Here is a 21,319-nt window from a genome sequence, read left to right on the forward strand (position 1 = left end):
GATGTTTATCTATACCATTCGCCGATTGAATCTGTTTCTGATCACCCTGTTCATACTCACCCTGATCGGCTACAGCATTTTACGTATTGAGCCGTCCAGCTACTGGAATCTTCACGAATTTTGGCCCGGCTGGCTGCTGTATCTTGATAACCTGATGGTGGGTAACCTCGGGCTGAATCAGGAGGGGCAACCTATTCTGTCAGAAATTCTCCAGGTGTTCCCTGCCACCCTGGAGCTGTGTTTTTTCGCCTTTATTCTGTCACTGATTGTTGGCATCCCGCTTGGCACCCTGGCTGGGGTCAAACGTGGCCGCTGGGTAGATACCTGCATTTCATCCCTGACACTGGTGGGTTATTCCCTGCCGCTATTCTGGCTGGCCATGCTGTTTATTATGCTGTTTTCACTCAAGCTGGGCTGGCTGCCTGTTGCCGGGCGCTATAACTTGCTCTACCAGATTGACTCAGTGACAGGTTTTGCCCTGATCGATGTGCTTTTGTCTGACATGAGCTACCGTTCAGCCGCCCTGATCGATGTCATCCGGCATCTGGTATTGCCGACATTAGTGCTGGCCATAGCGCCAACAACCGAAGTGATACGTCTGACCCGTGCTTCTGTTGCCGACGTCATGCAGCAAAACTTCATTAAAGTTGCGCAAACCAAAGGGCTGTCGATGTGGGAGATCATCATCCGGCATGCCCTGAAAAATGCCATTCCGCCCATTATCCCCAAACTGGGGATGCAGTTTTCGACCATGATGACCTTTGCTATGTTAACTGAGTCTATTTTCAACTGGCCCGGCATAGGTCGCTGGTTACTGGACGCCATTGCCACACAAAGCTATGTGGCCATTCAGGCCGGTGTGATTACTGTTGGTGGATTCATTCTGTTTGCGAACATTCTTTCTGACCTGGCGGGTGCCATGGTGAACCCACTGACCCGTAAGGAATGGTATGCCATCAAATAATATTTATCAGGAACATAAGATTCCGACGCAATGGGAACGGGCCTGGCAAAATTATCAGGCCAATTCACTGGCAGTGTTTGGATTGTGGTGCCTTGGTTTTCTGCTGCTGATAACGATCTTTGCCCCGCTAATGGTTGCCTACGGCCCGGGTGAGCAAGTGGGCGAGTTTCTGATGCCCCCCTCCTGGGACGCCAGCGGCCATGTGGAATTTTTCTTCGGCACCGATGATCTGGGCCGCGATCTCTTCACCCGAATTCTGCTGGGAAGCCAGCTGACCTTTGGCTACGCGCTGCTCGTGGCACTGGCTTCGGCGATCCTGGGCATAGTCATCGGCGTACTGGCAGGTATGACCCGCGGGCTCAAATCCAGTATCCTTAACCACGTACTTGATACTGTGTTGTCGATACCGTCGCTGCTGCTGGCCATTATCATCATTGCCTACATGGGTACCGGCATGACCAGCATTCTGCTGGCGATCTGGCTGGCGCTGATCCCGCGTTTTATCCGCGCAATTTACTCTGCTGTCCACGACGAGATGGAAAAAGAGTACATCATTGCAGCGCGGTTAGACGGTGCGAACAGTTTCTATCTGCTGTACTACTCTATTTTGCCGAATATTCAGCCCGTTATTATCAGTGAACTGACCCGGGCGATCTCTATCGCCATGATAGATATCGCGGCGCTGGGCTTTCTGGGGCTGGGCGCGCAGTCCCCATCACCGGAATGGGGTGCCATGCTGGGTGATTCCATCGAATTAATCTATTTAGCGCCCTGGACAGTGACCCTGCCCGGTCTGGCCATCACCTTCAGCATCTTAGTGGTAAACTTAGTAGGAGAAGGTCTCCGTCAGGCAATTAATGCAGGAGTCGACTGATGCCACTGCTCGATATACGAAACCTCACCATTGAAATTGAAACGCCTCAGGGCATGGTCAAAGCCGTTGAGCGCATGAGCCTGACGCTGAACGAAGGTGAGATACGCGGACTGGTTGGCGAGTCGGGGTCAGGTAAGAGCCTGGTCGCGAAGGCCATCGCCGGTGTCACTAAAGACAACTGGCGGGTCAGTGCCGACCGCTTACGCCTTGGCGATATTGATCTCCAGGCACTGTCGCCGCGCGAACGCCGCAAAGTGGTGGGCCGCGAAATTGCGATGATCTTTCAGGAACCTTCTTCCTGTCTTGACCCCTCTGAGCATGTGGGTCAGCAATTGGAAGAAGCCATTCCGCGCAGCTCTTTCAATGGCACCTTCTGGCAGCGCTTCCACTGGCGCCAGAAACAGGCAATAGCCCTGCTGCACAAAGTCGGCATAAAAGATCATAAACGTGTCATGCACAGTTATCCCTATCAGCTGACTGACGGTGAATGTCAGAAGATCATGATAGCGATGGCCATTGCCAACCGGCCACGGTTATTGATTGCCGATGAACCCACCAACGATCTGGACCCCATTACACAGGCGCAGATTTTCCGCTTGCTGAGCCGGATGAACCAGCTCAATAACACGACCATACTGCTGGTCAGCCACGATCTGACCACTGTCACCCAGTGGGCCGACCGCATCACAGTGATGTACTGCGGTCAGGCGGTTGAATCCGGCAGCCGTAAACAGTTACTGACCACGCCACACCACCCTTATACAGTTGCCCTGCTGCAGGCCATGCCGGATTTCAGCCAGGATATTCCGCATAAGAGCAAACTCACCACGCTGCCCGGCTCTATCCCGCCGTTGCAGCATTTGCCTATCGGCTGCCGGCTGGGGCCGCGCTGTCCCTATGCACAACGTAAGTGTGTGGAAATCCCTAAACGTAAGAAAGTCAAAAACCATAAATACAGCTGCCATTTCCCGCTGAATATGCCGGAGCCAAAATCATGAGTGCCCTGTTGGAAGTGACCGACCTGAGAAAAGAATACCACCACCGCTCCGGCTTTTTTCGCCGCCGCAGCACTGAAGCCGTCAAACCGGTATCTTTTAACCTCGAGGTAGGTGAAACCCTGGCGCTGATCGGAGAGAACGGCTCAGGTAAATCGACGCTGGCTAAGATGCTGGCTGGTGTTGTCGATCCCTCGGGCGGTGAAATCAGGGTTAACGACGAACCATTGGCTTTTGAGGATTACAAAACCCGCTGCAAGCTGATTCGCATGATATTTCAGGATCCGAATACCTCGCTGAATCCAAGGATTCAGATTGGTCAGATTCTGGAAGGGCCGCTGAAACGTAATACCAGCATGACGCCGCAGGAGCGTGAGAACCGGATCAAGGCCACTTTGCTGCGCGTCGGTTTGCTGCCGGAACATGCCTATTTCTACCCGCAAATGCTGGCAACAGGCCAGAAACAGCGGGTATCACTGGCTCGCGCGCTGATTCTGCAGCCTTGTATTATCGTGGCCGATGAAGCGCTTAATGGACTGGACATGTCGGTACGCTCTCAGATCATCAACCTGCTACTCGATCTCCAGCAGGAAATGGGGCTGTCGTACATCTATGTTTCTCAGCATATGGGCGTGATCAAGCATTTCAGCGATAAGCTGATGGTGATGCAAAAAGGAGAAGTGGTGGAACAAGGCGCAACTCAAGATGTGTTCAGTGCGCCACAGCATCCTTTGACTCAGAAACTGCTGGACAGTCACTTTACGGCGCCGTCGCACGACCGCAGCACCCGGACCAGCAGCCGCTCGGCGAAAATTCACGTTTAACTGAGAACCAGCCAGGCCCATACCGCCACCGCACACAGTGATACCGCCACAGGCAGCACCACGTTGCGGGCCAACGTCCGGCTGCCGGCGAAACAGGCCATCAGCATCTTCACCAGGCTGTTTACACTAGCGGCAAGGACAATAGCGAACCCCGCGGTCTGGATGCTGAGCTGGCTTTGACTTTGGCGGCCAAGGGCCAGCGTGATGGCATCAACATCCGTTATCCCTGATACTGCCGACAGCACATACGTACCCGTATCACCAAACCACTCCTGCAGCGCCTGGGCCAGAACAACAATCACCAGCAACACGGCACCAAAAGCTAAGGCGGAAGGTAAGGCAAGAGGACTACGTTTGACCTGAGGTGCCCGATACCCTTCCATCGGGTTTCTCAACCAGAGCCAAATGGCCGGAAGATAAAAACACGCCATCATGACCAGCATAGGAACGGCAACAATCGTCACCAGTCTGGCGTTAATCACTGAACAGAGAAAAATGATACGCGGAAACATGGTACCGCAACTGATGAGGATCCCGCTTGCCAGCAGGGGGGACAGCGCCGTTTCCTGCTTAGATAAATTCGAGAACTGCAGCGTCAGGGCGGTTGAGGAACTCAGTCCGGCAAATAAACTGGTAAATAAAATCCCTTTCCGCGGGCCGCCGATTCTGATGGCAAAATAGCCTACGAATGAAATGGCCGCAATCAACACTACCAGCCACCATATTTCAAACGGATTAATGGCTTTCCAGGGACCAAAGCCTTCATTTGGCAACAGCGGCAGCAAGACAACCGATATCAGCAACAACCTGAGGGCGGCATCCAGTTCATACTCCTGCACCTTGGCAATCGCGGCGTGGAGCTCTTCTTTCATATCCAGAATAATCGCCGTGACGACAGCAGCCGAGACTGCGACAACAGGCTGACCACTTACCGCCAGACAACCCAGCAGAAAAGTCAGCAAAATACCAATTAAGCCAGTAATGCTCAGATTGACAGCTAAACGCTGACTGGACAGATAAGCGATGGTGATCACCGCGCTTAAGGCCACCAGGGCAAACCCCAGAATAACTGCCGAATAAATATCCGCCAGCAGGCCAATCAGCCCTCCCAGCAAGCCGACCAGTGAGTAGGTCCGAATGCCGGCAACACGCTGCCCATCTTGTTGATTACGGGTTACCCAGCCACGCTGCAAGCCAACGATTGCCCCTAACAATACGGCAATCCCTAACCGCCAGAGTGGAGATTGCCAATCCAGCACATGCTCCATACGGCTTTATCATCTTGTTGTTCTTACAAGTAAAAGTGTAAGAAACATCTTGGCAAAGTGCTGAAAAAAATCACCCCGCCGCAGCGGGGATGACACAAAAAACAGAACTCCCCCCGCCAAGTGAAGGCAGAGGCAGCATATGAAGAGGAAATTACGCCAGAAGAGAGCGGTTGATCTCGGCCAGCACTGCTGCCGGATCGTCAGCCTGAGTGATAGGACGACCAATAACCAGATAATCTGACCCTGCTTTCACCGCTTCTGCAGGGGTCATCACACGGCGCTGATCACCCGCGGCACTGCCGGCAGGGCGAATTCCCGGCGTCACCAGCTTAAATTCAGCACCCAGATTGGCCTTCAGCAGGCTGGCTTCCTGCGCTGAACATACCACGCCATCCAGCCCACTGTTCTTGGTCAGAGTCGCAAGATTCAGTACGTGTTGTTCTGGTGAGCAGGAGATCCCCACCCCGGCCAAATCCTGCGCTTCCATGCTGGTCAGCACAGTGACGGCAATCAACAGCGGTCTGTCTTTACCATAAGGTTCCAGGATCTCACGAGAAGCGCTCATCATGCGCTCACCACCACTGGCGTGTACATTCACCATCCATACCCCCAGTTCGGCCGCCGCTTTCACCGCGCGGGAGCAGGTATTTGGGATATCGTGAAACTTAAGATCCAAAAAGACGGAATGGCCTTTGTCGTGTAGCTTACGCACAAAGTCCGGCCCAAACAGAGTAAACATTTCTTTGCCTACTTTCAGTCGGCAACTGCCTGGCTCAATGCGATCAACAAACGCCAGTGCCGCATCCTGAGTGGGATAATCCAGTGCCACAATCACTTTTGGGTCTAACATTCTCTCTCCTAGACTTCTGTTCTGTATTGCTATATTCAAAAGAAAGGGCCAGCACACACGGTGATCAGCCCTTTCAAATTTACATTCTCTTTGTCGCCATTACTCCCCATCCAGTCCTCGAATGGGTTTCACTGCCCCCCACCCTTTGCAGGACGGGCATTGCCAGTAAAGTGAATGACTTTCAAAACCGCACTTACCGCAACGATAGTGTGGTTTCATTTTCAACTGTTCGCCGACCAGGCTACGCAATGTGGTCAAACTGTCCTTGGCGCGGCCTTCTTCTGCTTCATCAAGATGATAATCCATCAGCTGATAAAAGCCTTTCATCGTCGGGTTCTGCAGCAGCTGCCGAGTCATGAAAGTCTGCGCCATGATAGCGCCCTCATGACGGGCGATTTCGTCGGCAAGCATCAATTCAGCGGTCGCTCCGGCATGGTTGTCTACACAGTGGTGAAGATACTTTATCCAGCCTTCCTCATTGTGAGTGGCTTCATAGCATTCCAACAGCATAGGCAGGGTTTCACTGATGTAGTCCACATCCTGCTCGGCGACTTTTTCCAGGTGCTGCGCTGCGGATTTATAATTTTTTTCAGCGATAAGAATCCGGGCGGTACTGATGGAGGCCCGTACACAGTGTTTGTCGGCAGACAGGGCTTTCTTCAGCAGCTGCTTGGCTTTTTCTGCATTATGCGCGCTCAGCTCCAGCATGGCCAGCTCACACCAGAAATGTGCGATATCATGCCTGAGCTTATTTTTACCCATCTTGACCAGCTGGCTGGCCATTTCGATCGCGTTATCCCATTCCCGGGTTTGCTGATAAATTGTCAGTAACTGTTGCAACGCCCCTTCTCTGTGATCAGGCTCGTCCAGCAACTGCTCAAAGATTTTTTCTGCGCGATCGAAGAACCCGGCGGCCATATAGTCTTTGGCCAATTGTTGCAATGCCAGGTTGCGTTGGTCAATAGTCAGGTTCGGGCGGGCAATCAGGTTCTGGTGAATACGGATGGCACGATCAACTTCACCCCGGCTACGGAACAGGTTCCCCAGGGCAAGGTGAGTATCTATCGTTTCACTGTCAACCTGTAATAGTTCAATAAACAGATCGACAGCTTTATCAGACTGATCAGAGAGCAGCAGGTTCAGGCCTGTCACATATTGGCGTGACAGGTGATGAGACTTTTCCTGCCGCTTATTACTCGCGCTTCTGTTACCCATGTACCAGCCATATGCTGCGGCAATAGGAAGTAACAGAAACAACAGCTCTAGCATGAAGTGATTATTCCTTGGCGGTCTCTGCAGAACGCAACTGCTCTAGTTCTTTTTCTTGTTTGGCGACTTTTTTCGTTAAACGATTTTTCGTGAAGCGGGCTTTCAGATACATAGAGCCACAAATCAACCAACCAATTGCAAATCCGATACCGAAGGTCGCACCTAAAAGCGTAGATAGCTGAAATTGTCCTTTGGCTATCAGAAAATCGAAGTCAACCATCACCTGATTCTGCGCACCCAGCGCCAGCGTTAATAAAAAACACGCTATCAAGATAATAATGCCTACTATTTTCATCGTGAATCCTCTCACTAGATCAAAAACTTGATGATTAGATTATGCAGTAAAACGACTCATCAGACCATGATCAACAGACATAAAAAAACGGCATACTTACAGCATGCCGTTTTTTCGTGCTAAATACGATTATCCTGCATTCGGTGCATTCACGCGGTCACGTAACTCTTTACCAGGTTTAAAGTGAGGCACGTACTTGCCGTCCAATTCCACTTTATCACCGGTTTTCGGGTTACGCCCTACGCGCGGTGCACGGTAATGCAAAGAGAAACTACCAAAGCCTCGGATTTCAATGCGGTCCCCTTCAGCAAGGGTTGTTGCCATATGCTCAAGGATTTCCTTGATCGCATCTTCTACCTGTTTGGCAGAAAGATGAGTTTGTTGGCTGCACAGCCTTTCGATCAATTCAGACTTTGTCATAATCACCCCGTTTTTAGTATGTTTCTCAATAGTATAACCGTTAAGGGGGAAAATGCTTCCCCCCTTGGGGCAAATTATTCGCCTTTAGCCGCTTTAAACGCGTCAGCCATAGCATTACCGAATGCAGATTCGTCCTGCTGGTTCAGGCTAGCCATTGCTTCTTGCTCTTCGTCTTCGTCTTTCGCACGTACAGACAGGTTGATAACGCGGTTCTTACGGTCAACACCGGTGAACTTCGCTTCAACTGAATCGCCTTCAGACAGAACCAGAGTGGCGTCTTCTACGCGGTCACGAGAAGCTTCAGATGCACGCAGGTAACCTTCTACGCCTTCAGCCAGCTCAATGGTTGCGCCTTTAGCATCAACGGCAAGCACTTTACCGTTAACCAGAGTACCTTTCTTGTTCAGAGCTACGAAGCTGTTGAACGGGTCTTCTTCGATTTGCTTAACGCCCAGAGAGATGCGCTCACGCTCAGCATCAACAGCCAGAACAACTGCTGAAATCTCGTCGCCTTTCTTGAAGTCACGAACAGCGTCTTCGCCTGCAACATTCCAAGAAATGTCAGACAGGTGAACCAGACCGTCAATGCCACCGTCCAGACCGATGAAGATACCGAAGTCAGTGATAGACTTGATCTTACCAGTTACACGGTCGCCTTTAGCTTGTGCTTCAGCGAACTGCTGCCAAGGGTTAGCTTTACATTGCTTCAGACCCAGGCTGATACGACGACGTTCTTCGTCGATGTCCAGAACCATAACTTCAACTTCGTCACCCACGTTAACCACTTTAGATGGGTGGATGTTCTTGTTGGTCCAGTCCATTTCAGACACGTGTACCAGGCCTTCAACGCCTTCTTCGATTTCAACGAAGCAGCCGTAGTCAGTCAGGTTAGTTACGCGACCAGACAGCTTAGTGCCTTCTGGGTAACGCTTAGCGATAGCAACCCATGGATCTTCACCCAGTTGCTTCAGACCCAGAGATACGCGAGTACGCTCACGGTCGAACTTCAGAACTTTAACGTTGATTTCGTCACCAACATTAACGATTTCTGATGGATGCTTAACGCGTTTCCAAGCCATGTCAGTGATGTGCAGCAGGCCGTCAACACCGCCCAGATCTACGAATGCACCGTAGTCAGTCAGGTTCTTAACGATACCTTTAACTTCCATGCCTTCTTGCAGAGAAGCCAGCAGCTCATCACGCTCAACGCTGTTTTCAGATTCGATAACAGCACGACGAGAAACAACAACGTTGTTGCGCTTCTGGTCCAGCTTGATAACTTTGAACTCTAGCTCTTTGCCTTCCAGGTGAGCAGTGTCACGTACTGGACGAACGTCAACCAGAGAACCAGGCAGGAACGCACGAATGCCGTTCAGCTCAACAGTGAAGCCACCTTTAACTTTACCGTTGATGATACCAATAACGGTTTCAGCATCTTCGTAAGCTTTCTCAAGCTGGATCCAAGCTTCGTGACGCTTCGCTTTCTCACGAGAAAGTTGAGTTTCACCGAAACCGTCTTCAATCGCGTCCAGAGCTACGTCAACTTCAACGCCAACTTCGATTTCCAGCTCACCAGCAGCATTTTTGAACTGCTCAGCAGGAATAGCTGACTCAGATTTCAGGCCAGCGTCAACCAGAACGAAACCGTTCTCAATGGCAACTACAGTACCTTTAACGATCGCGCCAGGGCGTGTTTCGATTTCTTTTAGAGACTCTTCAAAGAGTTGAGCAAAAGATTCAGTCATTTAAATAATCTTCAGTATATGAACAACCATGGGTATCCTACCGCATGGGGTTGAAAACAAAGTCAGTTATCATTCCTTGACACCGACATACCATCAGGCTGATTTCTCAGCCGACAATTTTTCTTCAATGTGAGCCAGCGCCTGTTCGGTCACTTGCTCAATCGACAGATGCGTAGAGTCTAGCACTAAAGCATCTGCTGCGGGACGTAATGGCGCAACGGCTCGATTGCGGTCGCGATCATCACGTTCCTGAATTTCGCTTAAAAGACTGTCAAAGTTAACACTTAAGCCTTTTTGTTGCAACTGGTTCATGCGGCGCTTGGCGCGCTCTTCGGCGCTGGCATCCAGGAAAATTTTCACTTCAGCGTTAGGAAAAACCACTGTTCCCATGTCACGGCCATCCGCAACCAGGCCAGGCTCTCCGCTAAATGCACGCTGACGACGTAACAATGCTTCACGCACCCGAGGTAACGCCGCGACTTTTGATGCCGCATTGCCGACGTCTTCAGTGCGTAATGTGGAAGAGACATCTTCCCCTTCCAGAATCACTTTCACCAGTTCGCCTTCTGCAATGAACTGCACATCCAGATGCGCAGCCAGCGGAACCAATGCAGCTTCAGAATCCAGTTCTACACCATGATGAATTGCTGCCAGTGCCAGTACTCGGTAAATAGCACCGGAATCCAGTAAATTCCAGCCCAGCTTATCTGCCAACAGCATGCAAAGTGTTCCTTTACCGGCTCCACTTGGCCCATCAACAGTGATCACTGGTGCGTTTGTAGACATAGAATTCTCCGAATTTGTTAAACCTTCAGCAAACTTGCTGTTTCAACGCGGGCCGTATTATACGGTAAATTTGTCCTGGAGGCACTTCCAGTCGGGAAAAAAATCACCCAGCCTTAAGCTGGGTGACAGGGACAAATCTGAGGAAATGATCAATGACTTAATGCAGCCAGCTTGTCAAAGTAATCCGGGAAGGTTTTCGAGGTACACTTGGGATCATTAATCGTCACCGGCGTGTCTTCGCTCAGTGCAACTAAGGAAAAACACATCGCCATGCGGTGATCGTCATAGGTGTCGATAGCAGCATGCTGCAACTGCGCCGGCGGTGTGATGATAATGTAATCTTCACCTTCCTCGACTGTCGCGCCCACTTTACGCAGCTCAGTTGCCATGGCTGATAAACGATCCGTTTCTTTCACCCGCCAGTTATACACGTTACGGATAGCGGTGGTCCCTTCGGCAAACAATGCCGTTGTGGCAATCGTCATGGCGGCATCCGGGATATGGTTAAAATCCATATCCACACCGTGAAGTGTGCCGCGACGGGCGATGACATAGTTATCCCCCCACTCTATCTCAGCGCCCATAGCCGCCAGTGCATCAGCAAACCGGGTATCGCCCTGGATACTGGATTTACCAATCCCGGTGACTTTCACAGCACCGCCTTTAATGGCTGCAGCAGCGAGAAAATACGACGCGGAAGAGGCGTCACCTTCTACCATAAAGTCACCCGGCGCCTGATATTGCTGGCCGCCTTTTACGATAAAACGCTGGTAATTGTCGTTCTCTACCTGTACCCCGAATTGCGCCATGATGTGCAGGGTAATATCAATGTAGGGCTTTGAAACCAGTTCGCCTTTGATGCGGATCACTGTCTCTTCTGACGCCAGAGGAGCAGTCATCAGAAAGGCGGTCAGAAACTGGCTGGAAATTGAGCCATCAATCTCTACTTCACCGCCTTTGAGGCCGGTTCCCTTAATTTTCAGCGGCGGGAAACCCTCATTTTCGAGGTAAGTAATATCCGCACCGGCACTGCGCAGCGCATCGACTAAATGGCCAATCGGACGCTCTTTCATCCGCGGCTCTCCGGTCAGCACATACTCACCCGAGCCTAAGCTCAAGGCTGCAGCTAACGGACGCATAGCCGTACCTGCGTTGCCCAGAAACAGCTCAAGCGGCTGTTCGGCATGAAATGCCTGACCCAGCCCCTGTACTTCACAGACGGTTTTATCCTCGGAAAGCTGATACGAAACGCCCAGTTTGGTGAGAGCATTGAGCATGTGACGGATATCGTCACTGTCGAGCAGATTCGTCAGACGCGTCGTACCGTTCGCCAGTGCTGCCAGTAACAGTGCCCGGTTAGACACACTTTTGGAACCTGGCAGGTTCACTTCCCCGTCAATACGCTGAATTGGCTGTAAAGTTAAACTCTCCATTGGGTGATTTTTCTATCCTGTTGTATTTGCGTTTCCGCAGAGTAACCAATATTTCGAAGTGATGCTAGTCATCCCAGGGGTCAAAACGCGCCATCCCCCGCCAGGCTGAGCCTGACAGGGGATAAACCCTGCTTGCGAAACCTTGTGACAGGGTCATTTACACTGCCTGAAACCTCCTAGTCATCCAGACGGCACTGGCTGACGGCCGAGCCGTCAAAATAACATGCCAGATCGACCCATTGCCCCTCAAAACCACCCAGTGAAGCATCCGAGGCGGCGTAACCCCAGATCGCATTTCCGGACACCGGACCTTGCAGACTGATCTCCGCTTCCTGCTGTTCAGGTTCGATTTCGCGCACCAGATACTGGCCATCAACTAAGCTGCCTTCAAGCTCGACCCACTGCCCGTCCAGTGTGGCTTTCGTCAGGCCGTCCTCCAGACGAACCGTTGCGCTCATTAGCAATTCAATGCCATTCACAGACAGGGTGTCATTCACATACTGCGCTGTCCCTTCAAGGCTGAAGCGATCCGTTGTGATCTGAGAAGAAGACGGTTCAAAGTCCACTTCCACGGCGGCCAGCTGACCGGTCTGGTGCAGCAGTTCCACCTCTACTACGCGGCCGGTGACCAGATCAGACTGGCTGCCATCTTCGTAGCGGGTATTTGCTGTCAGCGTCACGACAGTTCGGCTATTGAGTTCAATGGCTGTTTTGTCACGGTTAACAAAAGTGATCACACCTTCAAGCTCTTTACCATCCAGTTCCGCCGCCTCTTCAGCGTCAACCTCGGCAGCCCGGAAGATACCGTCAGCGAACATCCCCGTCACTTCAACCCACTGGCCATTCTGTAACGGGTCATCATCCAGAGCCGCACCGGCAAAATTCACCACTGTGCCATTGACCGAGAATGTCTGCGCTGACATATCCAGTTGGCTGACACGGCCTTCCACTTCACTGATTGCTGTCGCATCGATCGCCTGCACTGCTGTCAGGGTCCGGCTGCCATCCGCCTGTGGCTGAGCGAAAAGCAGCACAAAATCCCCCACCTGCGCGCTCACCGCCACCTGTTCCAGCAGCACAGTCTGGCCATTGACTGTGATGGACTGCCCGTCGACGGCGGTTACTTCACCGCTCATGAAAGGCTCAAGCTCAATCTCACTCACCCGGCCATCATCACTGTCGATTTCAACCTGCATACCTGAAACCACATCCGTCAGTAAAAGAGGCTGATCCTGATAAGAAACACCGGCCGATGCGACATCCAGGCTGCGACCATTCACCATCAGTCTCGCCTGTTCGGCCTGCACACTGTCTACTGTGCCAAGTAAAGTCCCTGAGTAAGCTTGTTGCTGCGCATCTGAGTCACTGCCGCCACACGCGCTCAGCAAACCACCCAACACGGCAACTGAAAGAATTTTTTTCATGATTTCTAACCCTTATGTTCGCTTTCATTCTCAATACGGCATATGGTATGCAGTGAAACGTGAAGCATTCGTGAAGACGGATTAGAGGGGGCTGCATGCGGGTTCTGGTTGTGGAAGATAACCATAAAATATCGGAAACCATTGCCGATTATCTGGAACTGGAAGGCATGGAAACCGACTTTGCCTTTCACGGTGAAGCTGCGCTGGCTCTGGTCGCAGAAAGCCATTATGACGTCATTATTATGGACATCATGATGCCAAGGGCGGACGGTATTACCACGGTGCAGAAGCTGCGCCGGGAGTTGTTCTGCAACACACCTATTCTGTTTCTCACAGCCAAAGACGGTCTGGACAGCAAAGTGGCGGCGTTTAATGCCGGCGGTGATGATTACCTGCTCAAACCCTTTGCGATGGAAGAGCTGACTCTGCGCCTGAGAGCCCTTGCCAGCCGGGGGCCCCGGCAAGATATAGGGACACTTTCCTATGCGGATATCATGATGAACCCGCAGACAGAAGAAGTCACCCGCAATGGCCAGCCAATAAAACTCAGCCGCATTCAGTTCAAAATTCTCTGGCTGTTGTTACGACAGGCGCCGGCCATTGTCAGCCGGCAGGAAGTGATTGATGCCGTATGGGGGGAAGATGCACCGCCCAGCGATGCGTTGCGCAGCCATGTTTACAGCTTGCGAAATGCCCTCGACAAAGGATTTGAGACCAGCAGATTAGAGACAATTCATGGCAAAGGTTACCGACTCAGAAGCTGAGCGCGTCTATCCCAGCATTTTTCATCGCCTGAGGATCAGTTTTTTACTGCTTACCCTGGCGATGTTCGGATTATTTGGTTCGGTCATTTTCATCGCTGAAGAACAACTTGAAATCATCAGCCTGCACCACTGGCTGGATACTGAGGCCAATCAGTACGCCCGGGAATACCTGACCACAGGGGATGACACTCCGCTGCCAAACCCTGAGGAGTTTGCCAGTTACTGGAGCGAAGAGGGCCTGCCGCACTGGCTGGTTCCCTATAACAAGCCCGGTTTTTACGAACACTTGCTCGGCACCGAAGATAAACACTTTACCGTGATTGAGCACCCCTCCGGCAGAGGACTTTTCTATCTGGTCTTTCAGGACGATGCCGATGACTATCTTGATGAGTATGAAAATAACCTTCATAGCATCACGCTGCTCCTTGGGATGGCCGTGACTCTGGCCATCGCGGCTTATGGCGTCTACCTGTCACGGACCCTGTCTCAACCGCTGATCGCTATCCAGAAGAAAATTGCCCGGATGCCGCCTGGCGAGCCTGTCTTTGATCTGGATACCGCCTTTAGCGAAACCCGAGCCATTGAACAAAGCCTGCGCGACAGTAAGCTCAACATCGCAAAATTTTTTCAGCGAGAGCAGGAATTCAGCCGGTTTGCTTCCCATGAGCTCAGAACACCTATCATGGTGATTAAGGGGTCGGCAGATATACTCGAAAGGATCCCGGCGCAACCCCGCATTGCGCAAAAGGCCATAAACCGCTTACAGCAAGCCAGCCAGGAGATGACATTATTGACAGAAACTTTCCTGCTCCTTGGCCGCGAACAGATTGATGATAGCTTCTTTTCGCCCTGTCATATCGCCGCTATTTTGCAGCAGCAACTGGATGATCTTTCCCCCCTGTTTGCCCGCCAGAATACCTGCTACGCGCTTTCACTCAATAACACGGCGACTGTGCAGGCACCGCAAAGTTTTGTCTCGATTATTATCAGCAACCTGATCAAAAATGCCTTCAGCTACAGCATAGGTAACATTGATATCGCCCTTAACGGCATGCAGCTAAGCATAGCCAACAGGCATGGCGGGCACGATACAGAAAACGCCGGTTATGGCTGCGGGCTGGTGATCGTCAGCCGGATATGCGAAAGAATGGGATGGGATTACCAGGCAGAAGATGATGGCGAAGTGTTTACAACCCACCTGACGTTCAACGACCGTCGCCAGGCACAGGCATAAATAAACAAGCCGCCTGAACAGGCGGCTTGACTGCAGATGTACTTTACTCAGGCATTGTCGCGTTCAAAGGCCGCCATGAAGTCGACCAGCGCCTGAACGCCTTCAATCGGCATCGCGTTATAAATAGAGGCCCGCATACCGCCAACCACACGGTGACCCGCCAGGGCTTTCAAACCCGCGGCATCCGCCTGTTGCAAGAAGGCTTTATCCAGTGCCGCATTTTTCAGCTGGAAAGGGACATTCATTAATGAACGGTTCGCCTGATGCACTTCATTGCGATAAAAATCAGACTGATCAATAAAGTCATACAACAATTTCGCTTTTGCTTCATTGCGCGCCTGCATCACCTCTACGCCACCGATGGCTTTCAGCCACTTGAACACTTCACCAGCCAGATACCAGGCAAAAGTGGGCGGTGTATTAAACATCGATTCTTTCTCTGCCAGCACTTTGTAATCCAGTATGCTTGGCAGGATGTCTTTGGCCAGACCCAGTAAATCATCACGGACAATCACGATCGTCAGACCGGCAGGGCCGATATTTTTCTGTGCCCCGGCGTAGATCACCCCGTACTGTGATACATCGATTTTGCGCGACAAAATGGTAGAAGACATATCGGCGACAATCGGCTTGTCCGTCTGTGGCAAGTCACGGATCTCAATACCGTCGATCGTCTCATTCGGGCAGAAGTGCACATAGGCCGCCTGTTCAGTCAGCGCCCAGTCACTCGCCGGCAGAACGGCTTTTTTACCATCACGCTCGCACGTGATATCGATAACATTCGGCTGGCAGTATTTCTGGGCTTCATCAATAGCACTGTGTGCCCAGTAGCCGCCGTCAATGTAATCCGCCGTGGTGGCATCGCCCAGCAGGTTCATCGGCACGGCAGCAAACTGTGCCCGTGCGCCACCGTGGCAGAAAAGAACATGATAGTTGTCAGGAATAGCCAGCAGGTCACGTAAATCACGCTCGGACTGTTCTGCTACAGCGATAAAGTCTTTACTTCGATGGCTGATCTCCATGACCGAGGTACCCAGACCATTCCAGTTCACCAATTCCTGTTGGGCTTTGACCAACACTTCTGCTGGCATCATTGCTGGACCTGCACAAAAGTTATAAACCTTATCCATGATGAGAAACATGCTCCTGCTTTGCGAAAATGTGGTGACCCTGTTATCAACATCATGAATAACTGGATCTGTGTTTTATTTTTTTACACCTTTCATTCGTTGCTGAAAACCTTTTTTGTTGAGTAAACAATAAAAAATACCGATAAGCGTCAGCGAAACAAACAAAAGAGGCATTTTGCTAAAAAAATGTTATAAAAAAACGCAGCTCCTGAGCTGCGTTTTTATGGTGAAGCTAACAATCAGTCTTCGCTGCTGTCTTTGGCTTCATCGCCTTCTTCAGGCAATACCGCATCGGTATCTGTTGTCACTTCCGCCACAACCTCTTCGCCGTCAACTTGCAGTAACTCGTCATCCTCAGGTTCCTCAATACGCTGAAGACCAACAACTTGTTCATCTTCTGCAGTACGGATAAGGGTAACCCCCTGAGTATTTCGACCTACGCGGCTGACTTCTGCGACACGGGTGCGCACCAGAGTACCGGCATTGGTGATCATCATGAACTCATCACCTTCCTGTACCTGAACCGCACCGACCACAGAGCCATTACGCTCGGAGACCTTGATGGAAACAACACCCTGGGTCGCACGGCTCTTCGCTGGGTACTCTTCCAGGCTGGTACGCTTACCGTAACCGTTTTCAGTCACCGTCAGCACGTCGCCTTCATTACCAGGGACGATGAGCGATACCACTTTGTCGTCATTGGCCAGCTTGATACCGCGGACACCTGCCGCTGTACGGCCCATGCCACGCACTTGCTCTTCAGAGAAGCGTACCACTTTACCGGCGGCAGAGAACAACATGATGTCATTGCTGCTGTCAGTGATATTCACACCAATCAGTGAATCACCTTCACGCAGGTTCACGGCAATAATACCGGCGCTGCGAGGACGGCTGAAATCCGTCAGCGGTGTTTTCTTAACCGTACCGTCAGCGGTAGCCATGAAGATGAACTTATCTTCTTCATATTCTTTCACCGGCAGAATCGCGGTAATACGCTCATTCTCTTCCAGCGGCAGAATATTCACAATTGGCTTACCACGTGCCGTCCGGCTGGCCTGCGGCAACTGGTAAACCTTCAGCCAGTACATACGGCCGCGGCTTGAGAAGCACAGGATGGTATCGTGGGTATTGGCAACCAGCAGGCGTTCGATGAAGTCTTCATCCTTCATCCGCGTTGCGGCACGGCCTTTACCACCGCGACGCTGTGCTTCGTAATCAGCCAGCAGCTGATATTTCACATAGCCATGGTGAGACAAAGTCACCACCACGTCTTCCTGAGTGATCAAATCTTCCAGATCGATATCATGGCTGGCCGCTGTGATTTCGGTACGGCGAACATCATTGAACTGCTCCCGGGCAAGCTCAAGTTCACCGCGGATCACTTCCATCAGGCGCTCAGCACTACTCAGGATCAACATCAGCTCTTCGATCTGGGTCAACAGACCTTTGTACTCGTCGAGAATCTTTTCGTGTTCCAGACCGGTCAGCTTGTGCAGACGCAGATCCAGAATGGCCTGTGCCTGTTGCTCCGTCAGGTAGTACATACCATCACGAACACCCAGCTCAGCAGCCAGCCACTCAGGACGAGCCGCATCAACACCGGCACGTTCCAGCATGGCCGCCACGTCACCCAACTGCCATGGACGGGCCAGCAGGCCTTCACGGGCAATTTGCGGCGTCGCCGCCTGACGGATCAGATCGATGATTTCATCGATATTGACCAGTGCAATCGCCAGACCTTCCAGAATATGCGCACGCTCACGCGCTTTACGCAGTTCAAAGATGGTGCGACGTGTCACGACTTCACGGCGGTGGTTAACAAAGCTTTCCAGCATCTCTTTCAGATTGAAAAGCTTAGGCTGGCCATTTTTATCCAGCGCCACCATGTTGATACCGAACGTGGTCTGCAGCTGAGTCTGTGCATACAGATTGTTCAGTACCACCTCGGCCACAGCGTCACGACGACACTCAATAACAATCCGCATGCCGTCTTTATCAGACTCATCACGCAGTGCACTGATGCCTTCGACTTTTTTCTCTTTGACCAGTTCAGCGATTTTTTCAATCAGACGTGCTTTGTTGACCTGATAGGGAATCTCGGTGACAACAATGGTTTCTTTGCCATTTTTGTCTGATTCAATATCGGCTTTAGAGCGCATGTACACTTTACCGCGCCCCGTTTTATAAGCGTCAACAATACCTTTACGTCCACTGATCATCGCCGCTGTCGGGAAATCAGGGCCAGGTATATATTCCATCAGCTGGTCGATGGTAATTTGATCGTTGTCCATAAAGGCCAGACAGCCGTCAATCACCTCACCCAGATTATGCGGTGGAATATTGGTCGCCATACCTACGGCAATACCGGATGCACCGTTAACCAGCAGGTTAGGAATTTTGGTTGGCAACACAGCAGGAATGCGCTCTGTGCCATCGTAGTTGTCAACAAAGTCGACAGTTTCTTTATCCAGGTCGGCCAGCAGTTCGTGAGCAATTTTGCTCATCCGCACTTCGGTATAACGCATTGCCGCGGCAGAGTCGCCATCAATGGAACCGAAGTTACCCTGGCCGTCGACCAGCATATAACGAAGGGAGAAAGGTTGCGCCATACGAACAATAGTGTCGTATACCGCGCTATCACCATGAGGGTGATATTTACCGATCACGTCGCCCACAACACGGGCAGATTTTTTGTATGGTTTATTCCAGTCATTACCGAGTACGTTCATCGCGAATAGTACGCGGCGATGTACCGGCTTCAGGCCATCACGCACATCAGGAAGAGCACGACCCACGATGACTGACATCGCGTAGTCGAGGTATGAGCCTTTCAGCTCCTCTTCAATGTTTACCGGCGTGATCTCTTTTGCAAGATCGCTCATGGAGCCACTATCCCTCAGGTAGATTCTGTCGTATTTTTATACGTGCAAGGTGCGGGAATATAGCATATTTCCCACTTAATAGGCACACCTTTCAGTGCCTTTCTTGTGAGTAATTTTACGAATTGAAAATAAACTCTTGTCCTTCTGTGCAATCCATGGGGGTTCTCCCCGCCATCAAGTGAAGGTTTTTAATACAGAAAAACAGCGACTGGCGAAAGATGCACCAGCATCATTGTATTTTCTTGCGACAGACCTAGGTTAGGCAAACAAGCATTTCATGTCAGCCGTCTTTCGCTATAATGCCCGCTCTGACATCAATGGAAATGGCGAGCAATAATGACCAAGCAGTTAAATGTCGATCCGGCAGAAATCAGTAAATTTGAAGAAATGGCATCACGCTGGTGGGATCTGGAAGGCGAATTCAAGCCTCTGCATCAGATCAACCCACTGCGCTTGAACTATGTGATCGACCATGCCGGCGGACTGTTTGGCAAAAAAATCCTCGATGTGGGCTGCGGCGGCGGCATCCTGGCCGAAAGCATGGCCCGAGAAGGCGCGGAAGTCACGGGGTTGGACATGGGTAAAGAGCCATTAACGGTAGCTCGTCTGCATGCGCTGGAAACCGGCACTAAGCTGGACTACATCCAGCAGACGGTTGAAGAACATGCTGAACAGTACGACGTCGTCACTTGTATGGAAATGCTGGAACATGTGCCGGATCCTGCCTCTGTGATTGCATCCTGTGCCCGACTGGTGAAGCCTGGCGGCCATGTGTTCTTTTCAACCCTGAACCGGAACATGAAATCCTACTTGTTTGCGATTGTCGGTGCCGAGCAGGTCATGAAACTGGTACCTAAAGGTACGCACGATCACAAAAAGTTTATTCGTCCGTCAGAGCTGATGGCGATGGTTGATCTGACTGCGCTCGAAGACCGCCACATTACCGGTTTGCACTACAACCCACTGACCGACACCTACAAGCTGGGCCGTAACGTGGACGTGAATTATATCCTGCACACAGTAAAACCTGAATAAACAGCCTGTCTCACTACAGCCAGGCTACTTGCTCAAGCCTGGCTGACCCCTCCTTTCTTCCGCGTTTGATCCAATGCCCGGATTATGCCCATAATCATACGGCTTCGCCGTTTTACTGATATGCTTTAAGCACATTCATTGCACACGCTTTATCAGCCTTTGAGATAAGGACACAGCCTATGTTGGGGTATCGGATTGACGCTGTACTTTTTGATCTGGACGGCACCTTGCTTGATACCGCTCCGGATATGGCAAGAGCGGCTAACAGAGTGCTTGCAGATTACGATGTTCAGCCACTGACTGCAGCGCAAATCCAGGCGAATACCAGCTACGGTGCCAATGGCTTGATAAAAGCGGGATTTGGTACAATACCCGCGCATCTGAACCCTTTGCATCTCAGGCAACAATTCCTTGATTACTATCATGATGAAATTTGTTTAAAAACATCAATGTATGATGGCATTGATACACTTTTAAACTATTTGAACAAAAATAGAGTCCCGTGGGGAATAATGACAAACAAACCTGAGTTTCTCACTCAGCGCCTGCTTCCCTACTTCCCTGTTTTGTCTGAAGCAGAAGTCGTCGTTTGTGGCGACACATTAGACAAAGCCAAGCCGCACCCCGATCCGCTCTGGCATGCCTGCCAGCTGCTTAACATCCCACCTGAAAGTTGCCTGTATGTCGGTGACATTGAAAAGGACATGATTGCCGCGCGAGCCGCACGCATGCCAGGTGCTGTCGCTGGATGGGGATACATAGGTGATGAGCATCATCCCGACCTGTGGCAAGCGCAGGCGATCCTGCCTGAACCCGCCGCACTCATCCCCATACTGGAACAACATAATCGTAACGAAAGCGCCTTTTTTAACCAATCATGCTGCACGCAAAAATAGAGCGGAAAATCAGGAAAAATCAAGGGAAAAAAAATTTTTCCGGCGGAAAAAACAGGTGCTTTTTGTTTGCATTTTCCTATGACACTGGCAAGTCTGATGAAATAGGTGAGTACGCACTAACTATCCATTTTACATCCCCATGTTATCCACAAGCGGTCAAAAAATACCAGCTTGCAAATTCGTATCCTCACCACTATCTTGTTTGCCACATGGCTTAACACCCCAACATAT

19 protein-coding genes are annotated in these 21,319 nt (G+C 51.2%); 8 read left to right on the plus strand and 11 right to left on the minus strand.

Translation table 11 applies throughout. The features are described 5' to 3' along the window. Position 1 precedes the first annotated feature (1 nt). From H511_RS0116810 to H511_RS0116825, 4 genes are read left to right on the plus strand one after another with little or no spacing between them, the layout of a single operon-like run. Entirely contained in the window at positions 2-964 is a 963-nt protein-coding gene (locus tag H511_RS0116810; protein ID WP_027253358.1) for an ABC transporter permease, read from the plus strand. Then, the gene (gene sapC, locus H511_RS0116815; RefSeq protein WP_027253359.1) at positions 951-1,838 is read left to right on the plus strand and encodes a putrescine export ABC transporter permease SapC; all 888 of its coding nucleotides are present in this window, start codon (positions 951-953) and stop codon (positions 1,836-1,838) included. Before H511_RS0116810 ends, sapC begins: the two co-directional genes overlap by 14 nt. After that, a complete protein-coding gene (locus H511_RS0116820; RefSeq protein WP_027253360.1) occupies positions 1,838-2,836 on the plus strand; it encodes a peptide ABC transporter ATP-binding protein in 999 nt (332 codons plus the stop codon). Before sapC ends, H511_RS0116820 begins: the two co-directional genes overlap by 1 nt. After that, positions 2,833-3,657 (plus strand): peptide ABC transporter ATP-binding protein, encoded by an 825-nt coding sequence (locus H511_RS0116825; protein WP_027253361.1) that lies wholly within the window; start codon positions 2,833-2,835, stop codon positions 3,655-3,657. Before H511_RS0116820 ends, H511_RS0116825 begins: the two co-directional genes overlap by 4 nt. Here H511_RS0116825 and H511_RS0116830 read toward each other — a convergent pair. From H511_RS0116830 to H511_RS0116870, 9 genes are all read right to left on the minus strand, one after another. Beyond that, positions 3,654-4,925: an MgtC/SapB family protein gene (locus tag H511_RS0116830; RefSeq protein ID WP_027253362.1), complete on the minus strand. Its 1,272-nt coding sequence runs from the start codon at positions 4,923-4,925 to the stop codon at positions 3,654-3,656. The genes H511_RS0116825 and H511_RS0116830 overlap by 4 nt on opposite strands. Before the next feature lie 151 nt (positions 4,926-5,076). After that, on the minus strand, positions 5,077-5,775 hold the full coding sequence (gene pyrF / locus H511_RS0116835) for an orotidine-5'-phosphate decarboxylase (protein ID WP_027253363.1): 699 nt from the start codon (positions 5,773-5,775) through the stop codon (positions 5,077-5,079). A gap of 99 nt (positions 5,776-5,874) precedes the next feature. Next, complete coding sequence (gene lapB, locus H511_RS0116840; protein ID WP_027253364.1) at positions 5,875-7,044, minus strand: lipopolysaccharide assembly protein LapB; 1,170 nt, start codon at positions 7,042-7,044, stop codon at positions 5,875-5,877. 7 nt (positions 7,045-7,051) lie between these two features. Next, the gene (locus H511_RS0116845; protein ID WP_027253365.1) at positions 7,052-7,339 is read right to left on the minus strand and encodes a LapA family protein; all 288 of its coding nucleotides are present in this window, start codon (positions 7,337-7,339) and stop codon (positions 7,052-7,054) included. 129 nt (positions 7,340-7,468) lie between these two features. Then, complete coding sequence (ihfB, locus tag H511_RS0116850) at positions 7,469-7,759, minus strand: integration host factor subunit beta (RefSeq protein ID WP_027253366.1); 291 nt, start codon at positions 7,757-7,759, stop codon at positions 7,469-7,471. Positions 7,760-7,833: 74 nt separating this feature from the next. Further along, complete coding sequence (gene rpsA / locus H511_RS0116855; protein ID WP_027253367.1) at positions 7,834-9,504, minus strand: 30S ribosomal protein S1; 1,671 nt, start codon at positions 9,502-9,504, stop codon at positions 7,834-7,836. Positions 9,505-9,597: 93 nt separating this feature from the next. After that, entirely contained in the window at positions 9,598-10,290 is a 693-nt protein-coding gene (gene cmk / locus H511_RS0116860) for a (d)CMP kinase (RefSeq protein ID WP_027253368.1), read from the minus strand. A gap of 149 nt (positions 10,291-10,439) precedes the next feature. After that, on the minus strand, positions 10,440-11,723 hold the full coding sequence (gene aroA, locus H511_RS0116865; protein ID WP_027253369.1) for a 3-phosphoshikimate 1-carboxyvinyltransferase: 1,284 nt from the start codon (positions 11,721-11,723) through the stop codon (positions 10,440-10,442). A gap of 176 nt (positions 11,724-11,899) precedes the next feature. After that, complete coding sequence (locus H511_RS0116870) at positions 11,900-13,147, minus strand: DUF5666 domain-containing protein (protein WP_027253370.1); 1,248 nt, start codon at positions 13,145-13,147, stop codon at positions 11,900-11,902. Positions 13,148-13,242: 95 nt separating this feature from the next. Between H511_RS0116870 and H511_RS0116875 the strand changes: the two genes are divergently transcribed. Beyond that, positions 13,243-13,911: a response regulator transcription factor gene (locus H511_RS0116875; RefSeq protein WP_027253371.1), complete on the plus strand. Its 669-nt coding sequence runs from the start codon at positions 13,243-13,245 to the stop codon at positions 13,909-13,911. Continuing rightward, the gene (locus tag H511_RS0116880) at positions 13,883-15,145 is read left to right on the plus strand and encodes a sensor histidine kinase (protein ID WP_027253372.1); all 1,263 of its coding nucleotides are present in this window, start codon (positions 13,883-13,885) and stop codon (positions 15,143-15,145) included. The genes H511_RS0116875 and H511_RS0116880 overlap by 29 nt, the downstream gene beginning before the upstream one ends. Positions 15,146-15,192: 47 nt before the next feature. On the opposite strand, the gene serC is transcribed toward H511_RS0116880, so the two are convergent. Both serC and gyrA read right to left on the minus strand, forming a co-directional pair. Beyond that, positions 15,193-16,275, minus strand: coding sequence for a 3-phosphoserine/phosphohydroxythreonine transaminase (serC, locus tag H511_RS0116885; RefSeq protein ID WP_027253373.1), 1,083 nt, complete (start codon positions 16,273-16,275; stop codon positions 15,193-15,195). Positions 16,276-16,514: 239 nt separating this feature from the next. Further along, complete coding sequence (gene gyrA / locus H511_RS0116895) at positions 16,515-19,157, minus strand: DNA topoisomerase (ATP-hydrolyzing) subunit A (protein ID WP_027253374.1); 2,643 nt, start codon at positions 19,155-19,157, stop codon at positions 16,515-16,517. A 336-nt stretch (positions 19,158-19,493) separates the two neighbouring features. Here gyrA and ubiG point away from each other — a divergent pair, with 336 nt between their 5' ends. Beyond that, positions 19,494-20,192, plus strand: coding sequence for a bifunctional 2-polyprenyl-6-hydroxyphenol methylase/3-demethylubiquinol 3-O-methyltransferase UbiG (gene ubiG / locus H511_RS0116900; RefSeq protein ID WP_027253375.1), 699 nt, complete (start codon positions 19,494-19,496; stop codon positions 20,190-20,192). Positions 20,193-20,371: 179 nt separating this feature from the next. Then, positions 20,372-21,088, plus strand: a complete 717-nt coding sequence (locus H511_RS23710) for an HAD family hydrolase (RefSeq protein WP_051288292.1) — start codon at positions 20,372-20,374, stop codon at positions 21,086-21,088. Positions 21,089-21,319: the final 231 nt, after the last annotated feature.

The sequence above is a fragment of the Photobacterium halotolerans DSM 18316 genome (assembly GCF_000425165.1).
Taxonomy (GTDB): domain Bacteria; phylum Pseudomonadota; class Gammaproteobacteria; order Enterobacterales; family Vibrionaceae; genus Photobacterium; species Photobacterium halotolerans.

Bases quoted from the DNA above. Each gene is read 5' to 3' on its own strand.
- H511_RS0116810 (WP_027253358.1), top strand. From the start codon at position 2: ATGTTTATCTATACCATTCGCCGATTGAATCTGTTTCTGATCACCCTG.
- sapC (WP_027253359.1), top strand. From the start codon at position 951: ATGCCATCAAATAATATTTATCAGGAACATAAGATTCCGACGCAATGG.
- H511_RS0116820 (WP_027253360.1), top strand. From the start codon at position 1,838: ATGCCACTGCTCGATATACGAAACCTCACCATTGAAATTGAAACGCCT.
- H511_RS0116825 (WP_027253361.1), top strand. From the start codon at position 2,833: ATGAGTGCCCTGTTGGAAGTGACCGACCTGAGAAAAGAATACCACCAC.
- H511_RS0116830 (WP_027253362.1), bottom strand. From the start codon at position 4,925: ATGGAGCATGTGCTGGATTGGCAATCTCCACTCTGGCGGTTAGGGATT.
- pyrF (WP_027253363.1), bottom strand. From the start codon at position 5,775: ATGTTAGACCCAAAAGTGATTGTGGCACTGGATTATCCCACTCAGGAT.
- lapB (WP_027253364.1), bottom strand. From the start codon at position 7,044: ATGCTAGAGCTGTTGTTTCTGTTACTTCCTATTGCCGCAGCATATGGC.
- H511_RS0116845 (WP_027253365.1), bottom strand. From the start codon at position 7,339: ATGAAAATAGTAGGCATTATTATCTTGATAGCGTGTTTTTTATTAACG.
- ihfB (WP_027253366.1), bottom strand. From the start codon at position 7,759: ATGACAAAGTCTGAATTGATCGAAAGGCTGTGCAGCCAACAAACTCAT.
- rpsA (WP_027253367.1), bottom strand. From the start codon at position 9,504: ATGACTGAATCTTTTGCTCAACTCTTTGAAGAGTCTCTAAAAGAAATC.
- cmk (WP_027253368.1), bottom strand. From the start codon at position 10,290: ATGTCTACAAACGCACCAGTGATCACTGTTGATGGGCCAAGTGGAGCC.
- aroA (WP_027253369.1), bottom strand. From the start codon at position 11,723: ATGGAGAGTTTAACTTTACAGCCAATTCAGCGTATTGACGGGGAAGTG.
- H511_RS0116870 (WP_027253370.1), bottom strand. From the start codon at position 13,147: ATGAAAAAAATTCTTTCAGTTGCCGTGTTGGGTGGTTTGCTGAGCGCG.
- H511_RS0116875 (WP_027253371.1), top strand. From the start codon at position 13,243: ATGCGGGTTCTGGTTGTGGAAGATAACCATAAAATATCGGAAACCATT.
- H511_RS0116880 (WP_027253372.1), top strand. From the start codon at position 13,883: ATGGCAAAGGTTACCGACTCAGAAGCTGAGCGCGTCTATCCCAGCATT.
- serC (WP_027253373.1), bottom strand. From the start codon at position 16,275: ATGGATAAGGTTTATAACTTTTGTGCAGGTCCAGCAATGATGCCAGCA.
- gyrA (WP_027253374.1), bottom strand. From the start codon at position 19,157: ATGAGCGATCTTGCAAAAGAGATCACGCCGGTAAACATTGAAGAGGAG.
- ubiG (WP_027253375.1), top strand. From the start codon at position 19,494: ATGACCAAGCAGTTAAATGTCGATCCGGCAGAAATCAGTAAATTTGAA.
- H511_RS23710 (WP_051288292.1), top strand. From the start codon at position 20,372: ATGTTGGGGTATCGGATTGACGCTGTACTTTTTGATCTGGACGGCACC.